At 46.8% G+C, this 21,072-nt stretch carries 12 protein-coding genes and 1 other RNA gene; 6 read left to right on the top strand and 7 right to left on the bottom strand.

Features of this window, described 5'->3' with window-relative positions; translation table 11 throughout:
- Nucleotides 1–82 precede the first annotated feature (82 nt).
- The 5 genes from MJZ25_08655 to MJZ25_08635 form a co-directional block, all read right to left on the bottom strand.
- Nucleotides 83–910 carry a deoxyribonuclease IV gene (locus MJZ25_08655; GenBank protein ID MCQ2124235.1) on the bottom strand — a complete coding sequence of 276 codons (828 nt, stop codon included), beginning with the start codon at nucleotides 908–910 and terminating at the stop codon, nucleotides 83–85.
- Nucleotides 910–3,996 carry a hypothetical protein gene (locus tag MJZ25_08650; protein ID MCQ2124234.1) on the bottom strand — a complete coding sequence of 1,029 codons (3,087 nt, stop codon included), beginning with the start codon at nucleotides 3,994–3,996 and terminating at the stop codon, nucleotides 910–912. Before MJZ25_08650 ends, MJZ25_08655 begins: the two co-directional genes overlap by 1 nt.
- Nucleotides 3,996–5,624 carry a FecR family protein gene (locus MJZ25_08645; GenBank protein MCQ2124233.1) on the bottom strand — a complete coding sequence of 543 codons (1,629 nt, stop codon included), beginning with the start codon at nucleotides 5,622–5,624 and terminating at the stop codon, nucleotides 3,996–3,998. Before MJZ25_08645 ends, MJZ25_08650 begins: the two co-directional genes overlap by 1 nt.
- A gap of 90 nt (nucleotides 5,625–5,714) precedes the next feature.
- Nucleotides 5,715–6,041, bottom strand: a complete 327-nt coding sequence (locus tag MJZ25_08640; protein MCQ2124232.1) for a stress response translation initiation inhibitor YciH — start codon at nucleotides 6,039–6,041, stop codon at nucleotides 5,715–5,717.
- 83 nt (nucleotides 6,042–6,124) lie between these two features.
- The gene (locus MJZ25_08635; protein ID MCQ2124231.1) at nucleotides 6,125–14,236 is read right to left on the bottom strand and encodes a cadherin repeat domain-containing protein; all 8,112 of its coding nucleotides are present in this window, start codon (nucleotides 14,234–14,236) and stop codon (nucleotides 6,125–6,127) included.
- 366 nt (nucleotides 14,237–14,602) lie between these two features.
- Here MJZ25_08635 and ffs point away from each other — a divergent pair.
- Together ffs and MJZ25_08625 are read left to right on the top strand one after the other, a co-directional pair.
- An RNA gene (gene ffs / locus MJZ25_08630) (signal recognition particle sRNA small type) lies at nucleotides 14,603–14,699 on the top strand.
- Nucleotides 14,700–14,882: 183 nt separating this feature from the next.
- Entirely contained in the window at nucleotides 14,883–15,500 is a 618-nt protein-coding gene (locus MJZ25_08625; GenBank protein ID MCQ2124230.1) for a histidine phosphatase family protein, read from the top strand.
- Here the strand turns inward: MJZ25_08625 and MJZ25_08620 are convergent.
- The gene (locus MJZ25_08620; GenBank protein ID MCQ2124229.1) at nucleotides 15,497–16,456 is read right to left on the bottom strand and encodes a DUF5683 domain-containing protein; all 960 of its coding nucleotides are present in this window, start codon (nucleotides 16,454–16,456) and stop codon (nucleotides 15,497–15,499) included. The two genes, MJZ25_08625 and MJZ25_08620, sit on opposite strands and share 4 nt — an antisense overlap.
- 173 nt (nucleotides 16,457–16,629) lie before the next feature.
- Between MJZ25_08620 and MJZ25_08615 the strand changes: the two genes are divergently transcribed.
- The 3 genes from MJZ25_08615 to MJZ25_08605 all read left to right on the top strand — a co-directional run bounded on the left by MJZ25_08615 (nucleotide 16,630) and on the right by MJZ25_08605 (nucleotide 19,579).
- Nucleotides 16,630–17,178: a CinA family protein gene (locus MJZ25_08615; protein MCQ2124228.1), complete on the top strand. Its 549-nt coding sequence runs from the start codon at nucleotides 16,630–16,632 to the stop codon at nucleotides 17,176–17,178.
- A 44-nt stretch (nucleotides 17,179–17,222) separates the two neighbouring features.
- Nucleotides 17,223–18,317 (top strand): recombinase RecA, encoded by a 1,095-nt coding sequence (gene recA, locus MJZ25_08610; protein MCQ2124227.1) that lies wholly within the window; start codon nucleotides 17,223–17,225, stop codon nucleotides 18,315–18,317.
- Between the two features lie 491 nt (nucleotides 18,318–18,808).
- The gene (locus tag MJZ25_08605; protein MCQ2124226.1) at nucleotides 18,809–19,579 is read left to right on the top strand and encodes a hypothetical protein; all 771 of its coding nucleotides are present in this window, start codon (nucleotides 18,809–18,811) and stop codon (nucleotides 19,577–19,579) included.
- On the opposite strand, the gene MJZ25_08600 is transcribed toward MJZ25_08605, so the two are convergent.
- On the bottom strand, nucleotides 19,499–20,479 hold the full coding sequence (locus MJZ25_08600; GenBank protein MCQ2124225.1) for a hypothetical protein: 981 nt from the start codon (nucleotides 20,477–20,479) through the stop codon (nucleotides 19,499–19,501). The genes MJZ25_08605 and MJZ25_08600 overlap by 81 nt on opposite strands.
- An 82-nt stretch (nucleotides 20,480–20,561) precedes the next feature.
- Between MJZ25_08600 and MJZ25_08595 the strand changes: the two genes are divergently transcribed.
- Entirely contained in the window at nucleotides 20,562–20,996 is a 435-nt protein-coding gene (locus MJZ25_08595; protein ID MCQ2124224.1) for a hypothetical protein, read from the top strand.
- Nucleotides 20,997–21,072: the final 76 nt, after the last annotated feature.

Here is a 21,072-nt window from a genome sequence, read left to right as displayed (position 1 = left end):
AGGAGCCCGCAAAGCAGACTCCTTTCACAAATTATTGTTTACCCAAGAAAACGCCAGGGAGTTTCCACCCCCATCGGCACCATTAAACAGCCTTACTGCGCATCAACTTTATTTCGGCTGCATAGCCAGGCAATTCGTTGGGAGTTTCCAGATAGAACGGCAGGTTCTTCAAAGCTGGATGGTTAACAACACCAACCAGGGCATCCAAACCGATAAATCCACCACCAATCACTTCGTGACGGTCCTTGTGGCTACCCATAGGGTTCTTGCTATCGTTCAGATGAACGGCCTTAAGTTTATTCAAGCCAATAACTTTGTCGAACTGTTCCAGCACATCATCCAAGTGGTTTACAATGTCGTACCCACCGTCAAAGACGTGGCAAGTATCCATGCAGACGCCCATCTTGTCCGAAAGTTCTACACGATCAAGAATTTCCCTAAGTTCCTCAAAGGTTCTTCCAACCTCGGAGCCCTTCCCCGCCATAGTCTCCAAAAGCACGGTAGTCTTCTGCTCCGGTTTCAACAACTGATTCAACATGGAGGAAATGTACGTGATACCGACATCCACCCCCTGCTTCACATGACTTCCCGGGTGGAAATTGTACATGGCACCAGGAAAATGATCCATTCGCATCATGTCGTCCTTCATTACGTCCAGAGCATACTGACGAAGTCCTTCGTCGGCAGCGCAGGCGTTCAATGTATAAGGAGCATGAGCAAGAATCGGAGCAAATCCATTAGCTTGCAGCAAGTCCACAAGCTTCGCAGCATCGACCTTGTCAAAAGGCTTTGCCGCCCCACCGCGAGGATTTCGGGTAAAGAACTGGAAAGTATCCGCACCTATTGAAAGAGCGGCCTGCCCCATGGCGAAAAAGCCTTCAGAAGAAGAAAGATGACAACCAATATGCATTAGAAATCGTAATTCAGAGCTGCGCTGCAGAAAATATCCTTGTATTCATCTGCGCGGTTATCAGGGCGGTAATTGAAGATTGCACCCAAGGTCCAGTCGGAATACAACGATGCGGTATGGTGGACTCTCAAGGAAGCAGATCCTTCAATATCCAATTCCATCTCATGAACCTTCTTACCGTCCTGCTTATAGTCCAGGAAGTTTTGACGAACGCCACCATTCAAGGATAGATCCAGAAGGTTCTTAGAAATCGGGAAACTCATATTATCCATGACAGTCCATTCAAATTCCGTCATATCGTTACGGTTGTAAATCTTGTAACGAGGAACAAAGGCAAACATGTTTCTAAAGTCATCAACCTTTGTTGTCAAGGAAATCGGATAGCGCTGTTCAAAGTAATCTCCACCATGGAAATAATAGCCAAGAATTCCAAAGGTTTCGTCCTTGAACTTCAAATCCTTAATCAAGTCATCTTGAATAAACTTGGACAAGTCGGTACGATAAACCCAGACACCGCCCACGCGAAGAACATTGTTGGGAAGCTTGATGCTTGCATTCAACTCTGCAGTGTGTTTCAAGAGGCGTTCATCAAATTGATGAGCCAAGTTTTCTTCTATACGGAGATCATAGTACTGAGCCCAGCGAGCAGAGTCAATTTCCATAGTATCACGAAGAGTCACCGTGGCCTTATTCTCTCTAGCCTGGAACCACGGATCATCAAAGACACCAGACTCAGCAGCATAGTCAGCAAAGAGTTTCTGAGAAGTGCTACGTGTTCTATAGTCAACGGAATACTTAACGGACAAGTCAATCTTATCATTGATCTTGAAGTCATTTCCTAAATATGCATCATGAATATAAAGGGTTCGATTGGCGGAGTCCTCGTACTTCGCCAAGGAATCAGATTCTGCACCAGAAAGTCCCCATTTGGAGAACTCACCCAAGCCGAAGATATTGTAAGCGCCCTTGGTATTGGATGCGTTTTCAATATTCATGGTGTAACCGAAATTCAACTTCCAGAAATCACTGATTTTCTGTTTCAAGTTACCACCAAGCCTGCGGGTATTCTGCAGCAAGTCCGGGGAACCTGCACTATAGTACTCGCCACCAACATAGCGGAAGAAACCTTCAATAAAGGTGTTATCGCTGGACCATTCATAGGAGCCTGCGACAGCCCAATGTTCATAACTCCAGAAGTCCTTGTGTGTAGGCTTGTCGGCATTGTTCTTGTAGTTTTTTGCAGCATTCTTTGCTTCAGCAAGAACGTTCTTCAACTTTTCAATTTTTTCCGCCTTGGTCATCATGACGTTATCGCCAAAGATGGACAGAAGTTCTTCATCAGACAACTTATTAACATCCCTATCATTCTTCATCAACTTGTTCAACAAGGAGAAGTTGGAAGAATTGAGATTTTCTCTAGCAAAGATTTCATTAATGGCACGAATTTTTGCGGCGTTCAGCGTATCGGCAGCACCAACGGCCACCTGACCATTCAACTTAATGTCTCCAGGGAAGAACAGCCAGTTTCCGTCAGCAAAGAAATTGTGGGTTGTCATGATAGGGCTTGATGTATTGACATCAGGGTCCATGCCTTCACGCAGCAGCGGATCTTCAAGGAAGTCCTTGCTACCAATGAAACCCAGGGTACCATTAAAACGGCTATGCATATTCCAGCGAATCTTGCCGCCAGCCACCATGTTCTGGGCTTCAGCTTCCCCATCTTCGACCATGTCCTTGTAAATATCGTAGTTTTTCTCATTCACATATTTGGGAGCACGATATTCACCGCCGAAGGCGCTAATCTGGAACATGGGATCCTTAGGAGAATTGACAAAAATATTCAAGTCATAGGAACCACCAAACAAGTTGATTCCTTCCAGATAGAGTCCGCCAGCCTTCAGATCCACATCACCCAAGGCAGCTCGCTGATAGCGGTCCGTGTAAACAGCCTGCAAGTTATGGATAGCAAACTTGTCCCAAATATCATTGGAAATATCGGCAGAGAACTCAAAGGTTCTACCATCCGGAGATTCCATCATCACATTCGCATTCCAGTTGGCGAAAAGACCTGGCACCTGGAAGTAGTTTATGTATTTGTCACCCTTCTTAATTTCAACAGTGTCGGAAATATAGGGTGTATTGGAATAATGATGGCGGGTCAAGACTTCATGGTAGCCAAGGGCCATGCCTGCGTTACCGGAAATCTTCCACACGGAATCGGCAGCATTCTTCTTCTTGACGGTAACCAGTTTCATTCCGTCAGCAAAAGGATTGCGGGGTTCTTCACCCAAAGTTGCAGCCACTGCATCAAGATTTTGATCCAGATCCTTGTCATTCTTGTTCAAAGCACGACGAATATCAGCATCAGGAACTTCCTTGGAAACAAGGCCATAACGGTTTTCTTGAATCAAGGAATTTCTTTGCTTGACATGGTTATCCCCAAAATCAAGCAAGGCAACTTCATTGTCAATCAACTTGGAAGACTGGAAGGAAACTTCTGCAGCATCGGTAGCAACAACAGCAACACGGTTCTTTTCAAGCGTAGAGCCATCGATGCTAACGGCAGCACTCTGTGTTGCCCAGACGCCAATGTTCTTGCTGTTTCGAATCTTGCTCCACTGAATATCTACAGAGCCATTACGGGCATAAACAGCCGCCTTTTCGACGCCATCAAAGTCTGCGTCTCTAATTTCCAAGGCACCACTTTCAACAACAAAACCATATTCTGAATTGGTAAGCTGGAGACCCTGAACCTCGGAACGCTTGATGCCGGTAATGGTAACACCGTTCCATGTTCCCGCAGCACTGGTAAATGTCACAGGATTGCTAGACTCGCCCATCACAGCGAGAGATCCTCCACGGACATCAAGGCCAGCTCCCTCGTTAAAACGAACCTCGACACCAGCTTCCACAATGAGAGCCTTGCCATCAGGCACCACGATCGTTTCCTTCACCAGGAACGGAGAATTACTTTTTTTCAAAAAACCAGAAACGGCACCGCTTAATTCGGAACCGTTTTCAACAGCAAAAGCACTCACGTGGAGTGCCATGCAAATTGCTGTTAGAGCCCAAACTCTAAACTTCATTAACGAACCTCATAAACCTTTTTGGCCTTGGCCTTATATCCGCTCTTATGAGTTACCTCAATGTCAATGCGGCTAACGGTGCCACGGACCAATTCCACAGGTATCTGATAATCCATATTCTGGATCTGGGACAACGTTTCCTGTAATATAATATTTCCGTTTTGCTTTACAAGAACCTTGTACAACTGACTGGGGTCGTTTTCAGGAGTACGAATCTTGAACTGCAAAGTTCTCATGATGCGGTTGTCCAATACCTTACCCGGAACAGGAGGCGGAGGCGGAACCTTGAGTTCTTCTCTTGCAGCACCGACAACATCAACATTGAAACGTTTTGCAGGATAGCAGCCCATGGTCTTTTCAATTTCGGACTTGTTTCCAGCCTGGTCTTCAACCCTGACAACGTATTCGTGAACGCCGTTCTTGAGTTTCATTCTCTGCTGGGCATTTCTCGTAATAGCTTCTTCGGAAGACTGGGAACCATCAGTGCTAATGGAGAGAATTGCAGCATCGCCCTGCATATCGCCAATGGAAAGATTTGCAACACAACGGAGGGAATCGTAAGAAGGAATCGTCACCGTCGGGATCTTGGTATTCACGTCAAGGCAAGCCTTGTTGACCTGAAGATTGATGGTCTTGGAATCCTTAACGCCTGCACCAGCAAAGGAGACCACAGCCTTGTTTGCAGTCCAAAGGCCGTTTTCATCATTAATAACGATCTTATGGGCAAAGGAATGGACGTTGCCGTCTGCGGCGCGGATCAAGTTAGAAGACTGGTAGCTGCCACCAATGTTCACAACCAAGGTTGCAGTTTCGTCTGTAGTCTTGTAGAAACCTTCGACAGTCAAGCCCTGGTCGCAAACTTCAACCGGGGAGATTGTAGAAACGGAGAAGCTATTCATGGGAACAGCTGCAGCGGCAGCTTCTGCTTCAGCCTTCAAAGTTTCCTGGAAGGCTTCGTCAGCCTGCTTGACCTCTTCGATAAGTTCCTGCATAGGCTTCTTGGATTCAGTCAAGAGCTTTTCAAGTTTCTTGGCAAAGCGGGCGTTACCGGAAGAAGCAAGTTTCACCACAACCAGGGAATCCTTGCCGAAGGTGGTTTCACCGGCGACAATGGAAATCGGTTCAGTCTTGCCTTCCGGGGTAATTTCAAGCTTACCGGTCTTCAAACCTGCGAAGAACACGCCTTCACCGCCAACATAACCTTCGGTACCGCGAATAGATGCAGTTGCTGTTCCGGTCTTGAAGAGGAACTTGGAATTCTTGTCCTGAAGTTTATGGACAGCAAAGTTGATATGTCCCTTCTTGATGTCGAACTTGGTTTCAAAGCCACCCTGTCCATTAGGTTCCAGAAGGTTGGACATTTCCACTTCAGCATTTTCTGCGATAGTAATGGTACTTCCATCAGGCAGACCAAAAATAACTTCTGATTCCATGCCGGTGCGGACCTTATCGGACTGGTAAATATTGGCACCAACGCGAAGAGCGGACCATTCCGTCTGCTTAGCTTTCATACGGTCAACAGAGCCCAATGCAGAACGAACCTTACCTGCGGCAGAGGCCGAGAAGGCCAAAGACGGAGCTAATGCCATAACGGCAGCGACATGAATAAAAGAGAATTTGCCGAACATAGAACCTCGACTACTTTGTATATAGAGGAAAATATGCTTTTTTCGTTCAAATGGGGGGATTTTTTTCACCTTGGTGATATAAATCAACCCCTAGCCACCAGCCAATTTGACCGTATAGCCCCTTTTTTCCAGTTCAGTTTTCAGGATATTTCGCTTGTCACCCTGAATTTCAATATTAAAATCCTTGACGGAGCCACCTACCCCGCATTTCTGCTTCAATTCGCGGCCAAGTTCCTTCAATTCATCCTCGTCCAACGGCACTCCAGTAACCACACTGGCCATTTTTCCGCCGCCAAGACGTTTCAATTGAATTCGGACGACTCCATCACCCTGTGGGCGTTCTGCCTTCGGCTTTTCCTGTTTGATGCGTCCGACGCCGGTTGAATAAACCAATGTGGAACGTTCTTCAATACCCATATTAACCTCACTTATACTCAACAAAAAATAATAAAGGGCCTGCCCTAAAGCAGGTCCTTTAATTGATTTATCAAAAGATTTCGTTACTTTTCGTGAGGACGCTTGTAACCGAAGTTCTTCAGCAGCTGTTCGTCGTTTCGAATAACGTCGCCCTTTCTCGGACTGGAGGAAACTCCAATCGGCGGCAGGTCGCACTGCAGTTCGGAACGAACCTTGACTTCCACCTTGTAAACATAGGAACCGGAAGCCAGCAGACGGCCATCATCGGTACGAACGTCACCATTCTTATCCGGTTTCATTTCGAAGAAGAGCTTCGTGACGCCACCTTCATTGGTGTAGCTAGGATCGTTCATATCCTGAGAGAAGTGGTAGTAGTTCACAAAGCCACCCAAGGTTGTGTAAACCCAGATCTTCACGTCAGCCTTGGTATTGTACAGGTTAATCTTGCTGTAGTCAGAACCAAGCTTGAATCCATCGGCACAGTACTTTTCGACATACTCTGCAGCGGAGATCTTTTCACCATTATGGGCGTCCACACCATCCAGCGGAATATCACCACCGGCATTCATAATGTCGTCCAAAGTAGCGAGGCCACCAACGACACCGGTATTGATGCCACCCATTGCGTCATTTTCATCAAGTTGCTTGATAACCGGCAGCTTGAAGTCCATGATCAAGGTGGGGCCAAGGTGGTTGACTTCTTCAACACCAGGATAAGGTTCTTCACCACTACCCTTCTTAGGCTTGCCCTTGCCACCAACCAGGGTCTCAACTTCAACACCAGTAGACGGGTTCAAAATACTTACTGCATAAGTCTGGTTTTCTGCAGGCTGATGTTCAGAATAGTATTCATCGACCTTTTCACGAGTGATAACAGTGACAGGCTGTTCAACAGCAATTTCGATAGCCTTACCGTTCTTCATAATAACGAATACGGTGTCAGAAGATTCGTTACCAGCCTTGTCGCGATAGAAGCGAACGATGGCATTCAAGCCCTTTTCAAGGCCCTGGGTAGTCAAGGTATCCTGAACTTCGCCATTCACAGTCCACTTCACGCCAATGAAGTTGGAGCTGACAACCTGGAGCTTGGCATCCTTGGACGGATCGAGAATTTCAACCTTCGGGCCAACCTGATCCAGAACGATGTACACGGACTTGGTTGCGGAATTGCCAAACTTGTTCACGTAGGTGTAAGATACGGAGTAACCAATGTCTCCATCTTCATTAGTCACGAAGTCACCTTCATCGTCAATCACGTAGCTGACATTAACAGTGTTACCCTTTTCTTCGCAAGTGTAGGAAACCGTATAGGTACCCACAGCATCCTGGGCGTTGGCCACGGAATTGGACTGTTCTGCTCTGGTGAGCTTGCCACCTGCAGTAGTCTTCAGTACCTCACCAGTTTCTGCATCAGCCTGGTAGGAAATAACCACATCCTTACCATCAACCTTTGTGGTGTAGGAAACGGTGATTACCTGAATCTTTTCAACCTTGCCCTTCTTGTTGATGATTTCGGTTTCCACGACTTCGTCATCACCATCGGTAGTGTAGGACACAGTTACCGGAATCTTCTTGCCATCAACAACCACATAATCAGAGTAGGAAACAACAACATTGTCTGTTCCAGTAATCTTGACCTTGGTCGTTTCGACATCGCTACCGTCCTTGATGGTAACGCCGCCAGCAATGGAATTGACTTCCTTCAAAGCCTTCTTGGGAACAGCAACGCTATCAACAAGATCAAGGTTTACAGTGAACGTCTTGTTCTTCACACCGGAAGCGGTATCGACAATGGAAATTTCCACTTCCTTCTTTTTGGTGTTCACGTAAACATTGGTATCACCTTCATCCTTCTGTTCCACAATCGTATAGACGTTTTCAGCCTTGATATCCGGGCGGTCTGCGTCGATAGTTACAATCGGCTTAGAATCACTGAAGAAGATAACAACGGTATCGCAACCTTCATAATCCTTGGTTCTATCCCAGAAGCATCTTTCAATGATATTCTTGCCATTTACCAAGGTAGTATCGGATTCGTACTTTCTACCGTCTTCAAGCCATGTAATATGCTTTTCAGGAACGTTGGTGTAGATGGTATCCGGATTGGTAACCAAGGTATCAGGATCTTCAATTTCAATGATGTCCACAATGGTAGATTCAACAACGTTGATCACCTTGATGAGCACATTTGCTGTATCGCTGTATTCACCATCAGTAACACGAACCCTACGTACATAGCTCTGGATTGCTTCGTAGTCCAGGCCACGCAGCAACTTGGCAGAACCATCTTCCAAGAAGTCGAAGGTATCCTTGACAGAAATCATTTCATAAGTCAACTTGCTGAAGGCTTCGTTGTACTTATCCGGATCCTTGCCAGAGATTTGAGCGAAGATTGTATCTGGGCTTGCAGCTTCGCTAATGTACAGGATTGTATCTCTCAATACAGGAGGTTCGTTCACGTCAATGACGGAAATCACCACCGGCTTTGTATCGGACACGGCGCCAGAATCATCCACAACATTCACGTAAATGATGTACTGGTGATCCATATTTTCATAATCAAGTTTGCCGCTATCCTTTACGCGAACAGAACCATCGGCATCAACAGAGAACACGCTGGAAGAACTATCCAAGGCAAAGGTAAAGGAAGTCTTGTAAAGATCCGGGTCCTTTGCTTCAAGCATACCCACCAGGTCACCCACAGAAGAATGTTCTGCGATTTCCATGGAGTCCGTGATTACAGAGGGCTTTTCATTCACATCGAGCAGGTCGATATAAATGTTTTCGATAGCGAACAAGGTATCAACTTCATCATCCACAACCTTGACTTCCAAGACAAAGGTTGTTCTTCCGCTGTCAACCCATGCTTCATAGTCCATGGTCTGCTTAGCGTAGATTTCTCCCCTACGATTCAAGGTGAACAAGTCGGTATCGCCGCCCACTGCTTCGTAGTGATTCTTTCTGTAGACAGAAGCGGTATCCAAGTCGTCAGACTGGACAGAACCAGAGAGCTTGTAATTAGCCTTCTTATTTTCAGGGAGGCTGAAGTACTGTTCTTCAATAGTCGGCTTTTCATTGACATCGTTAACGGTGATGATCACCTTGGCGGTATCGCTCAAGTTGCTCTTGTCAGTAACGATGACCATGACTTCGTAATGAGCCAACGTTTCGTAGTCCAGGCCAGCATTGTCTTCGACCTTGATAACAGCCTTGTTGTTGGCATAGGAAACCTTGAACTGGCTGCTTACAGAACCATCAAGGTTCTTCAAGCTGTAAACCAGTTTTTCGTTTTCATCCTTGTCATCTGCAGAAAGTTCACCAACAACGACTCCTTCCGGAGAATTTTCATTCACGTCGAATTCGTAATCATCCTGGGGGAATTTCGGCGGTTCCGGAACATCTTCGATATTGATGGTAATCAAGGATGTTACGCTCAAAGGCTTGTCTTCCTTAGAGGGGTCAGCATGGTCGGTTACAGTCAACTTGAGGTAATAAACCTTACCCTTGGTTTCGTAATCGAAGGTAACACCACTCTTAACAGAAATCTTGCCCGTAGACTTGTTGATGGTAAAGAAATCAGAACCCTTAGTTTCTACACCACCAACAATGGTATCGGAGATTTCGTAAATCAGGTCGCTGAAGTAGTCGTTAAGGATATCCTTATCGAAAGCACCAACAACAGTGCCAACGGAATCTGATCCCTTTGCAGTTTCCTTAATTGTAAATTCCTGGTCACCAACAGAAGGAGTTTCGTTGATATCGATCACCTTGACAACGATTGTTGCAGTATCCTTCAGTACGGGAGACGGATTTCCCTTATCGGAAACTTCAACCTTGAAGGAGTAGGTCTGCTTGGTTTCGTAGTTCAATTCCTTCTTAGTGGTAATCACACCATCCGTACCCACGGAGAATTCAGAGGAAGTGGTGCCAATAATTTTGTAGCTAAAGGATTCCTTAAGGTCCGGGTCGGTAGCCTTCATGGTACCCACAGGTTCGTTGGCACCCTTATGTTCCTTGACATCGAAGGTGTAATTCTTCAAGGTCGGCTTTTCATTGATATTCAAGACTTTGACCAAAACATAAGCGGTATCTGCCAATTCACCATCAGAAACTTCAACAGTGAGAACATAGGTGGGATCTTCTGCAATGGGTTCATAGTCCAAGACATCTGCTTCAGGAATATAAACTTCACCACTATCAGATACTGCAAAGAAGCCCGAAGGATCATCAATCAAGCGATAAGTCAACTGATTAAACTCAGATTTCTCATCGTCATCTTCAGCTTCCAACTGACCAATCACGGTATCGGCCGGGTTATGTTCCCAGGCAGGGAATTCAAATTCAAATTCCAAGAAACGCGGTTTGTCATTGTCATCCAAAATAATGACAGTCACAGTTGCAGTATCGCTCATGACCGGAGAACCGTTATCATAAGCTCGAACCGTAAAGACATACTTGGGCTTTTCGTTATAGCTCAATTCCTTGGCAACAGAAAGCTTTCCAGATGTAGCCCCAAGGCTAAAGTCACTCTTATTGGGGTCTCCCGTAAGAATTGTGTATCTAATGGTTTGATTTTCCGGATCATTAGCAACCACAGTATAGACAGGCGTTTTTGTAGGAGTATTTTCATGCACATAGATAGTGGTGTCACGAAGAACAGGCTTTTCATTCACATCAAGAACATTGATTGTAACAGAAGCGGTGGAATCCAAGCCCCCGTTGTCGGCAATCTTCACGGTTAAGCGATATGTTCTTTCAGGTTCATTTTCATAATCCAGAACGCCACCCTTTGCCAAGGTCACCTTACCAGAGGTAGGATCAATGTTAAAGATATCTGCGCCAAGCACGGTCGGATCGGCCCAAGAATAGGTCAACTGATTGAAATTCTTGTTGTACTTATCCGGATCCTGGCCATCAATCTTTCCAAGTTCATAACCAGCAGTTGCATCTTCTCGAATATCCCATTCGGCACCTTCGGCCCACGGGGTTTCGTTGATGTCAATAACCTTGATGGTCACGGGCACAGAATCCTTGAGAGGCTTGGTAGCATCGTTATCAGTTACGTAGGCCATAACCTTATATACAGAGTCTGCTTCGTAATCCAGGGACACCTTAGTAGAGATAGCACCAGTCTTTTCATTAATGGAGAACTTGCCGGATTCATCAACAAGAGAATAAGAAAGTGTGGTCTTGAAGTCAACGTCGGTTGCATGAACCTCGCCCACCTTAACAATATCCACCTGGTGTTCCTTCACAGAGAAGGAGTATTCAGTTTCGTCAAACTTGGGCTGTTCATTCACGTTGGTGATACGGACGCGAACAACAATGGTATCAGCAAGGCTCAAGGCCGGGGTTTTCACATTGTCGCGAACTTCAATCATCAAGTTGTAGGTAGAGTCAGCTTCATAGTTAAGCTTGGAAGCGCCCGTGCTTGTGAGGCTGAGGACTCCGCTAGTGCTGTCGCTATTCATCTTGATGCTGAACATAGAGGACACGTTGGCGTCAACTTCATCAGCGCTACCCAACTTACAATCCTTTTCAGTACAATCGAGCAACGTAAGCTTCAACTGATGGAAGCCAACCTTGTCAAGAATGCTCTTGAAGTCAGGATCGCTGAAGTTGAAGGTAAAGATTTCACCGGCATTGGCATCTTCCGGAATGGAGACGAAGTTGGTCTGGTAGTAGAACTTATCCTGTTCAAAGGCGGGGTCTTCATTGATGTCTTCAACGGTAATGGTCACCTTGACGGAATCGTACAAGCCCAAAGAATCGGTTGCGTAAGCCCAGAGTTCATACTTATCGAGTTTTTCGTAGTTCAGGGAATCCGGATTTCTTGTAGAAATCACGCCAGAGGGCAACAGATAGAATGCAGAATCATCCACAGCAGGAGTGATGAACTTGTAGGAGTAGGTAATCTTGCCCTGGTCCGCAGCATCTACATCGGATGCCGAGATTTGGCCGAGGAGAGAATCACGCTTGGAGTGTTCTACGGCAACAAAATCATACTTGTCTTCATCGAACTTCGGCTTTTCGTTTTCATCGATCAACTTGATGGTTACGTAGGCGGAATCGTTGAGTTTGCCATCGGTTACATAAACGCGAATCTTATGTTCCTTCTGAGTTTCATAGTCCAAAGCACTAACGAGAACCAAGGAATCCTTGACTGCACCAATCAAATTGAAGTGAGAGTCGCCTTCACCAGCAACAACACCGTAGGTCAACTTGTCTTTTTCAACATCGGTACCGACCAACTGCAACAGGATAGAATCCACCGGAGTATTTTCACGGATGGTGATGGTGGTGTCGTTCAGCACAGGAGCGTCGTTTACCGGTTTTACATCGATGTAAATCTTACAGCTTTCGGAACGGACACCATGACGATTTTCTTTTGCGCCCACTTCAATTGCGTAGACCAAAGAGTCATAGTGTGTACCATATTCATTAAGAGCCGGCTGATAACGAGTGTCCTTGGGAATCGGACGATACTTCACACCATCTGCCAAAACAGTTTCACCATAAATGGTCAGACCCTGAACCGGAGTTTCGATAATGGGAACAATGTAGTCAACAGTAAGCGGAGTAACGCTGTCATGCTGATATGCCGGCATATTGAAATTGAAGAACAAGGAATCGTCTTCATTCATGACCAAGGTGGTATCAAAGCAAACCGGTTTCTTATCATCATCAATAATGGTAATAGGCAAAGTACCTTCACGCACATCACCGTTAAACACAGCTCCATCCATATCGAAAATGAAGATGGAGAATGATTCATCATTTTCAATCATGATGTCATCATTGACATACAAGGAAATGGGATTAGCCAGTTCCTGTTCCCCAGCATTCACTTCAGCGGTATGATAGTAAGCCTTGTTATCAGCACCACCGCAAAGAACAAAGTCACCCTTGTCAGCCACGATGTCGTTTGCATTTGCACGAACATTACCTTCTGCCAAACCAGCTTCAGGATCACCGTCAAACAAGAAGCAATACTTGAATTCAACCTTAGCGTCGGTTTTCTTGGTCAAGTAGATATTAAGATTTTGAGCGCCGTCCTCACCTTCAAGCAGGTCACCCATACGAGTCGGGTCCGGCTTAGCAGGGTCGAAGGGAACAAAGCGGAAACCGTTACCATCAACCTGGTCACCAATATAGATTTCGTTAGCAATCAACTGACCAGCGAACTTGATCTGGTTTTCAACAGTGATTTTTCCAGTACTAATGAAAGAACCCTGAATTTCATACTGGTCAGCCTTAATTGTCAAATCATGGGGTACATAGATGAGCAAGTTACCAGCGTAATCTTCGTTGGCCTGAATTTTTTCATTAACAACTGTGGTATAGGTATTGGAAGCTTCGTTATAGACAGAACCTTCACCCACATAAATGACTTTTAAAGTTACATAGTGAAGGGTAGCATTTGTTCTATTCAGGAAAATACGAGTCAAACGACCACCTTCGGGCATACGGACATAAAGTCTTGTCCAGTCATCACCGAAAGTCAAATAGTCCATATAGATATCGTACATTCCTTCGCCAGGAGGAATATCAATATACCTCGTTTCGCGAGACGGAACATTTAGCCCAGCGCGATTAGAAGACTCTCCAGGCTTGTAAGAATATCCTTCCGTCAAAACAGGAACAGACAAATCGTTCTTTGCTTCAATCACCTTCTTCGGATCGCATTCTCCAGTCAAAGGATTACCGGGAACCAAAAGACCGTTTGCATTATTAATACCGATTTCAGTAATCGAGTTGGAGGCGTTCAAGCAGTTGGTGCCATGGAATTCATTACCTTCGTTCTGAGAGGCATTCATAGAACCCTGGACACGGGTCGGGCCTGTGGTGAACTTGGTAATCTTAGCATTGCCGTCGAATCGGATATCACGACCAGAAACAATAGGACCACCCAAAGACAGTTTTTCACCACGCACTGTTATATCACCGGTAGCTGTACCGGTGGCGCCAGTCTTGTCCGTGAGTTCAACACGAGACCCCAGGGATACCCCTTTGGTACCCCAGATTTTGAAACGCATCAAGTAATTCCAGTAAGACTGCTGGATATCCTGGTCCTGACTGACAGGGGGATTAAAACGCAACGGGCGAACGTCGGCAGCCAGAGAGGGGACTACCACAGCAAGAGCGATTGCCAATGAGCTGGCAACATGCTTAAAAACGTCTTTTCCAAACCACATAAATCCATCTCCAAATGGTCTAGTGTGCTATTAAAGAACCTTTATTTCCAACCCATACAGATGGAAAGGTAGAAAACCTTACCATTTTCTGCCGCAAAAGATACTAAAAAAAGGTTACACGGGCAACCAACGGTTAACAAGTTGTTAACAAAACCGACTTTTTTCGCTAAATAATGACAAAAAACACGTTTTTTTGCAAAAATCTCATGTAAAATCTTTTGAACAACATAAATTGTATCCAAAAGTTTACTTTGTGTTGTAAAATTTCGAATATATACTTACGGCCCAAAATTCAAAATTCGGCTTTTTTCTGGCATTTTGAGGGAATCCCTTGGCAAAACCAGCAAATTAAGCTATAATTCGAAGTCCTAGGCCCTGCGCAATGACTATTTGTGGGCAAATCGCCAGGGCGAAAGCAGCAACGGACTTGCGAATTTTTATGTGCTCAGGTAGCCTAGGATTTTTTTATTAACCCGACGGACTAAAAACCACGGGTTATTTTTTTTGCTAGATCCTTCACTACGTTCAGGATGACATGCCAGTACAGGATGACATGCAAAAAAAACGTCCATCACCGCAAACCTTTAACCCGCACCCCTCTCGTCTTTCGTCTGTAGGTGCGAAGCACCGTTCTTTCGTCTAATCTATGATTCTCTGGACCATCCGCCACTCCAAGCCCTATAATCCTAACGACGTCTGCTATGGACGTATGGATTTTGACGTCTCCCCCACTTTCCCGGAAGAAAGCGAAGGCGCCATCAAGGCTCTGCTTGCTGCAGGCGCCAAGCCCACCCGCATGTTCACCAGCCCGCTTCTCCGCTGCCTGCGTCTTGCAGAAAAGGCTTCCGAGGCTACCGGCCTCCCCATGGAAAAGCGCGACGAAATCATCGAGATTAACTTTGGCGACTGGGAAGGCCAGAAGCTGACCGCAGTTCCCCGCGAACAGATGCAGGGCTGGGCCAATGACCTCCGCGGTTTCAGATTCCCCAACGGCGAATGCTTCTACGACATCGACAAACGCGTCCAGAGCCTACTGGACTCTTTGGACGACGATGGAGAATTCCTCTGGATCAGCCACGCCGGCGTTATCGCAGCATTGCAGCACTTCGCCTGCGGCCTCCCCGACGACCAGTTCGTGGAAGGAGCTTTCAGCTACACCATGGTGACGAAGTTTGAATTCAAGCGCGACGCCGAAGGCCACTACCGCGGAACCTTCGCTAAGATCCACGACGGCATCCAAATGAGGCCGTTAAAGATTGGTTAAAAGTCAAAGGTAAACATCGCCTGCGCCCCGCCAAGGAAATTGGGGACAACAGCCATGTGAATCGGATTGTCAAAGTCGCTGAGCAAGGCGTCCACAACAGCATCCGCAATAGAATACAAATAAAGTAACGCAGAAGCCCAAATATACTGGTTTCTATTTTTTCTATAGTACGTGACCCTTTCTGTTACACGGTCCAATTCTGCGGAGTTTGAATTTTCCGCTTCCAGGACATGCTTTCGGTCCAGGTAATATTCAACCATGTTCTGGGAAGTCCAGACACTTACACCGGAACCGATAAAGCTCATGTACAAAAGACCAGCCTTACCAAATTCTCCATTGTACATCTGACCAAAGCCAGGAATGAGCCCCCACAGCAAAGCCTTTTTCATGTCTCGCAGTTCAACACTGCGATGATTGTTATTGTACCAAATGCCAAATGCATCGAACATACTGTAAAGTTGCACGCCGCACAGCCAGGCCATTTCCGCCTTACGCAGGTCTTCCTGCTCCATTTTCTTGTCGCTGTAGGCTCGCACTCGGTTCACATATTCAAGACGTCTACTTTGATAATACTGGATACTATCGCGGGGAGAGTCCATGATGAGCTGCGTATAATGGGAAACAGAGTCCCGGAACGGTTCCGCCTGTTCCATGACACGGTCGTACTGGTAGGACTTGTTAAAAAACACGTCGTAAACAAGACCCAATTCCACACCTGTGATGAAGCCACCTCGCACATAATGTCCGGTATAGTATTGGCCGCCACCAGGCAAGATACTGAACAGCATCGTGGTCAAAAGGGAATTGTGTTCCGTGGGAATATCCCATTCGTTCACCTTCAACGTGTCGATGGCTTCAATACCGGTAACACCCTTTTGCAACGGAGAACCGGCAAAAGCGGATACGGCAAGCACAAGAGCAGCCATTAAACCGACCATAAAGGAACGAGATTTCATCAAGGCAAATATACAAAAGTCGTAACAGAACTATTTTTACTCCCGCGCAAAGAACGACGTTTTTATTTTCTTCAGAACTTTCATTTTCTTTTTTCAAGAAAATCCTGAATTTTTTAAAAGTGTCATTTTCTGTCGCAAGCTATTTGTATATTTGAGTCATCAAAGGAACTGAAATGCAAAACAAACTTGACACGATTTCTCTCGCCGAACTCCAAAACGAAATCCAGAAGTTGGCAAGCGATATCAAGGAAGCCCTGATCCAGCGTGGCGAAATGATAGCCACCGCAGAATCCTGCACAGGCGGACTTGTTGCAAGCCACATCGTGGACATCGCCGGATCTTCGGCAATTCTCGCAGGCGGCATCGTCGCCTACCAGAACGAAGTCAAGGCAAATCTCCTGAATGTTCCTGCCGAGATTCTCGATACGAAGGGTGCCGTAAGCGCCGAAACCGTCATGGCCATGGCCGAGGGCGCTCGCCAAAAGTTCCATTGCGAATGGGCTGTAGCCACCTCCGGAATCGCAGGCCCCGGCGGCGCAGAACCGGGCAAACCCGTGGGCACCGTATGGATGGCAGTGGCCAACAGCCAGAAAAATGAAGCTTTTTGTGAAATTTTTTCTGGAAACCGTACCGAAATCCGAGAAAAAAGCGTGTATAAGGTGTTGTGCAAACTTTTTTTTGAAATAAATAAACAGAAAAGCACTTGCACAAACGAACACTAGTTTATATATTTGAAAACAGAAAACAAAATAAAACGGAGTCAAACATGACTAAGAAGACAAATAGCGCAACAGGTAACCTTTCCGCAGACAAGGCAAAAGCAGTCGAAGCTGCCATCGCCCAGATTGAAAAGAATTATGGTAAAGGTTCTATCATGGCTCTCGGACAGCAGCCCATTGAAGATATCCCGGTCATTCCGTCCGGTTGTATCCAGTTGGACATGGCCCTCGGCGTAGGCGGTTTCCCCCGCGGCCGTATCATTGAAATTTACGGCCCCGAATCCTCCGGTAAGACCACTCTTACCCTCCACGCCATTGCAGAAGCCCAGAAACTGGGCGGCGTTGCAGCATTCATCGATGCAGAACACGCTTTCGACGCAGTCTACGCACGCAAGTTGGGTGTCGATATCGAATCCCTCCTGGTTTCCCAGCCGGATACTGGTGAACAGGCCCTTGATATCGCCGAAACTCTCGTTCGCTCCGGCGCCATCGACATTATCGTGATTGACTCTGTGGCAGCACTTGTTCCCCAGGCTGAAATCAACGGCGAAATGGGCGACAACCACGTGGGCCTCCAGGCTCGCCTCATGTCCCAGGCTCTGCGTAAGCTCACCGGCATTCTCTCCAAGTCCAACACCTGCATGCTGTTCATCAACCAGCTGCGCATGAAGATCGGCGTCATGTTCGGCAACCCCGAAACCACCACCGGTGGTAATGCCCTTAAGTTCTACGCCACCCAGCGTATCGACATCCGTCGCATCGCCGCCATCAAGGACGGCGAAGATGTTATCGGTAACCGTACCCGCGTCAAGATCGTAAAGAACAAGGTTGCAGCCCCGTTCACCCAGTGCGAATTCGACATCCTCTATGGTTGCGGCATTTCCCGCGAAGCTTCCATCCTGGATCTCGCCACCGAAATGGACATCATCCAGAAGAGCGGTTCCTGGTTCAGCTACAACAACGAACGCATCGGTCAGGGTCGCGAAAATGCTCGTCTCTTCTTGAAGGACAATGCTGAACTCTGCGACGAAATCGAAACCAAGATTCGCGAAAGCATGAAGGACGTCGAGCTCTTCAAGCTTAACGAAGGTGACGCACTTTCTGCCGACGACGGTATCGAGCTTTCCGCCGACGAAGCATAGTTCTAAAGTCTCGTTCTAAAGAACCACAAAGACGAATTCCTTGCGAAGCTCTTTGCCCTCCCCCGCAAGACGAAATCTTCCCGAGGTTCTTTAGAACTGCCTTGCCTTACAAATGATTTTTCATTTCGAGTAGAGAAAAAGCAGGACTCACCCACGATAACGTCCTTTTCCCGCTTGCGCGACGGCCACAACTTAGTAAGGCGAGTGCAGCATCCATGCTTGCATAGATATTGCCGAGCCGAGAAGTTGGCACTTGTGCCAGGTGGAGGAGGGGTGCTGGGGAGTGAGGCCCTGCGGCCTTCGCAACTCCGAGCTGGGCCTCCTCCCCGCAAGACGAAATCTTCTCGAGGTTCTTTAGAACTGCCTTACGCAGTGAAAAAATTTTCTTCCTGAAAAAACAAAACCCCGGTTGAATCTTTTAGCCATTGGATTCCGCCGGGGTTTTCCGTTTGCGCGTCATAGCTTTTTCATTTTTTACTATTTTATTCGGCATGCTTAGGGGTTTAACAGTTTCCGCCATATTCAGCGCATTCGTCGCTACCGCAGCCATGGGTCAGAATTCCTGTCCCCATTTTCTGCTGGAATCCGCCATGGTGGTCAACATCGAAGGCCATTTCGTAAACGCAAAGAACTCCCGTTCCAACCTTTACGCAGAATGGCGTCATCACCCCGAAAGTTTGGACACTTTCTTTGTGCATCTCCCCAATCGTCCACAGTTCAATTTCGTGACTGCAGGAGCACACCGTTACCTGGTGTTCCCCGACGCAAAAATCAAGCGCCAGCTAGGACTGCACCATCTGAAGGAAACTATCGGCGAAACTCCGCTGAAGCTGGACGACATGGAACTTCTGGCAAATGGACAGTTCCTGTGCAAGGATCCGTCGGAACAAAAGCCCAACATCCTTTCTACCGCATTTTCCAACATGTGGTGGAGTCTGGTGGCCGACTCCCTGCCGCAGCCTTCCCGCGTAACGATGAAGGGAGCCCGCAAGGAAGCCCGAACATTCACCATCCGTCAATGGAAAATCTATTCCGGCGAAGCACTGCCAACACTTGTCAAGTTGGAAAGCGAACAATATAGTGGTGAACTTTGGATCCGTTCCGCCTACCCTATCCAGGCCTTGGAATCAGATCCTCTCAAGAAGAATGTGGAAAAGCGCCCCAAGTTCGAGGAGCCTGATTTATTCAGAAAGATCCCTGTGAGAGGGGAAAGAAAAATTCCACTGATACTCAAACTGAACCAGGAACTTCTGCGAGAGTGATCCGTTATAGAAGGTCTTACCCACACGTCGCCAACCGCCGATTTGCAAGGTAACACTCTGTAAGCCGTTATCCCAGGAAACATGGGGACCGACCATGGCCTTTCCGTAACCAAGGGATTCCTTTTCAACAGTATTTTTGCTACGCAGGTAACCCGTTCTGTAGTAGTTGGATTCAAAGACAAAAGCCAAGTGTTCAGATACAGGAACTCGGCCGAAACATTCCATGACAATAATGAAATCACGGCTGAACACAGGCATGTTCAATTCAAAGTCATAGCTCTTGCCGTTGAAATCGGTACTGATGTCGGTCAAGAGGTAATGCAGGTTCATGCCAAGGACGGAACCCTTGGAAAACATGTAGCCGAAACTGATGCTAAAGTCGATCTGCTGGGCATAATCCCACTTGGAGTCATCCTTCCACACGTTATCGGTAATGTGGTCCGCATTCCACGTGCGGGCAATTTCGCCGCTACCGGCAACTTCAGCAGTCACCATCTCCACGTTGGAGCGGAAATACAGGTAGCTTTCGTAGGTCGCATTCAATTCAAACAGCCAACGGCTTCTGAAGGGGCGGAATCCGAGACCAAGCTTGTAGCCGCCGAAAAATGGGCTTAATTCCGCCGCGGCATCTACACGCCAATAGGATGCAGCCTGATCAGGCTTGTCACCATAGGAAAGTTCATCCATGGGTTCGAGCCAGGAATAATGGACTTCACCCAAAGCCTGAGGTAGCCACTGGCCCCACACGAAGGGGGTATTTCCAGTTAAGTTCACAGACAGGTTCGGGCCATATCGAAGGACTTTTTGGGCGTCAACATCAAAGCCATCTGCACCGGCACTGGCAGTCAGCAGCGCCGTAGAAAGCAAAAATTTCTTGAAAATGCTCTTAAAGTCCGTCATTTCAATGTAAAATTAAAAATTTTTTCTTCCATTCGGCGATATAATTCTTATTTTGTGGTCAACAAAGTTTAAAGGAACTATTATGAAGCTTTCTCATCTGTGCGTGCTCGGTATCAGCGCCCTCATGTTCTGGGGATGTAACAGCCGTTACTCTTCCCCGATCTTGATCGAACGTGGCGTTGGCCAGAACGAATACGAACGCGAATACTTTGCCATTAAGGAAAGTATGGGCATCGACAAGCGCTTGAAGGACGTTTTCAAGCAGGGCTACATCGAAGAAGGTATGACCAATGACATGGTGAACCTCCTTTGGGGACCTCCCGATCTCGAAACCGGTGAAGGCAAGATCTGGGAATACTACACCCGCGACGGCAAGCTCATCACCCGTTTGATCTGGAAGCACCCCGACCAGGCACGCCTGAAGGGTTACGAAGACGAACTTATCTTGGAAAAGATCGAAGGCGACCGCTACGGTGGATCCCCCGCTCCCACTTCCAAGTATAGCTCTAACTACTAATTTCTATACAAAAAGCCGCCCGGACCTCCCCTGGCGGTCTTTTTTTTACTAAATTATCGCTCGTTAAATTTTAAAC

It is taken from the genome of Fibrobacter sp. (genome assembly GCA_024399065.1).
Classification (GTDB): Bacteria; Fibrobacterota; Fibrobacteria; order Fibrobacterales; family Fibrobacteraceae; genus Fibrobacter.
The sequence above is the reverse complement of the archived record's forward strand: the minus strand, read 5'-3'. Positions and strand labels throughout refer to the sequence as shown.

What these genes read in the sequence shown, in the direction of transcription:
- MJZ25_08655 (MCQ2124235.1), bottom strand. Translation starts at nt 910, where the DNA reads ATGCATATTGGTTGTCATCTTTCTTCTTCTGAAGGCTTTTTCGCCATG.
- MJZ25_08650 (MCQ2124234.1), bottom strand. Translation starts at nt 3,996, where the DNA reads ATGAAGTTTAGAGTTTGGGCTCTAACAGCAATTTGCATGGCACTCCAC.
- MJZ25_08645 (MCQ2124233.1), bottom strand. Translation starts at nt 5,624, where the DNA reads ATGTTCGGCAAATTCTCTTTTATTCATGTCGCTGCCGTTATGGCATTA.
- MJZ25_08640 (MCQ2124232.1), bottom strand. Translation starts at nt 6,041, where the DNA reads ATGGGTATTGAAGAACGTTCCACATTGGTTTATTCAACCGGCGTCGGA.
- MJZ25_08635 (MCQ2124231.1), bottom strand. Translation starts at nt 14,236, where the DNA reads ATGTGGTTTGGAAAAGACGTTTTTAAGCATGTTGCCAGCTCATTGGCA.
- MJZ25_08625 (MCQ2124230.1), top strand. Translation starts at nt 14,883, where the DNA reads ATGATTCTCTGGACCATCCGCCACTCCAAGCCCTATAATCCTAACGAC.
- MJZ25_08620 (MCQ2124229.1), bottom strand. Translation starts at nt 16,456, where the DNA reads ATGAAATCTCGTTCCTTTATGGTCGGTTTAATGGCTGCTCTTGTGCTT.
- MJZ25_08615 (MCQ2124228.1), top strand. Translation starts at nt 16,630, where the DNA reads ATGCAAAACAAACTTGACACGATTTCTCTCGCCGAACTCCAAAACGAA.
- recA (MCQ2124227.1), top strand. Translation starts at nt 17,223, where the DNA reads ATGACTAAGAAGACAAATAGCGCAACAGGTAACCTTTCCGCAGACAAG.
- MJZ25_08605 (MCQ2124226.1), top strand. Translation starts at nt 18,809, where the DNA reads ATGCTTAGGGGTTTAACAGTTTCCGCCATATTCAGCGCATTCGTCGCT.
- MJZ25_08600 (MCQ2124225.1), bottom strand. Translation starts at nt 20,479, where the DNA reads ATGACGGACTTTAAGAGCATTTTCAAGAAATTTTTGCTTTCTACGGCG.
- MJZ25_08595 (MCQ2124224.1), top strand. Translation starts at nt 20,562, where the DNA reads ATGAAGCTTTCTCATCTGTGCGTGCTCGGTATCAGCGCCCTCATGTTC.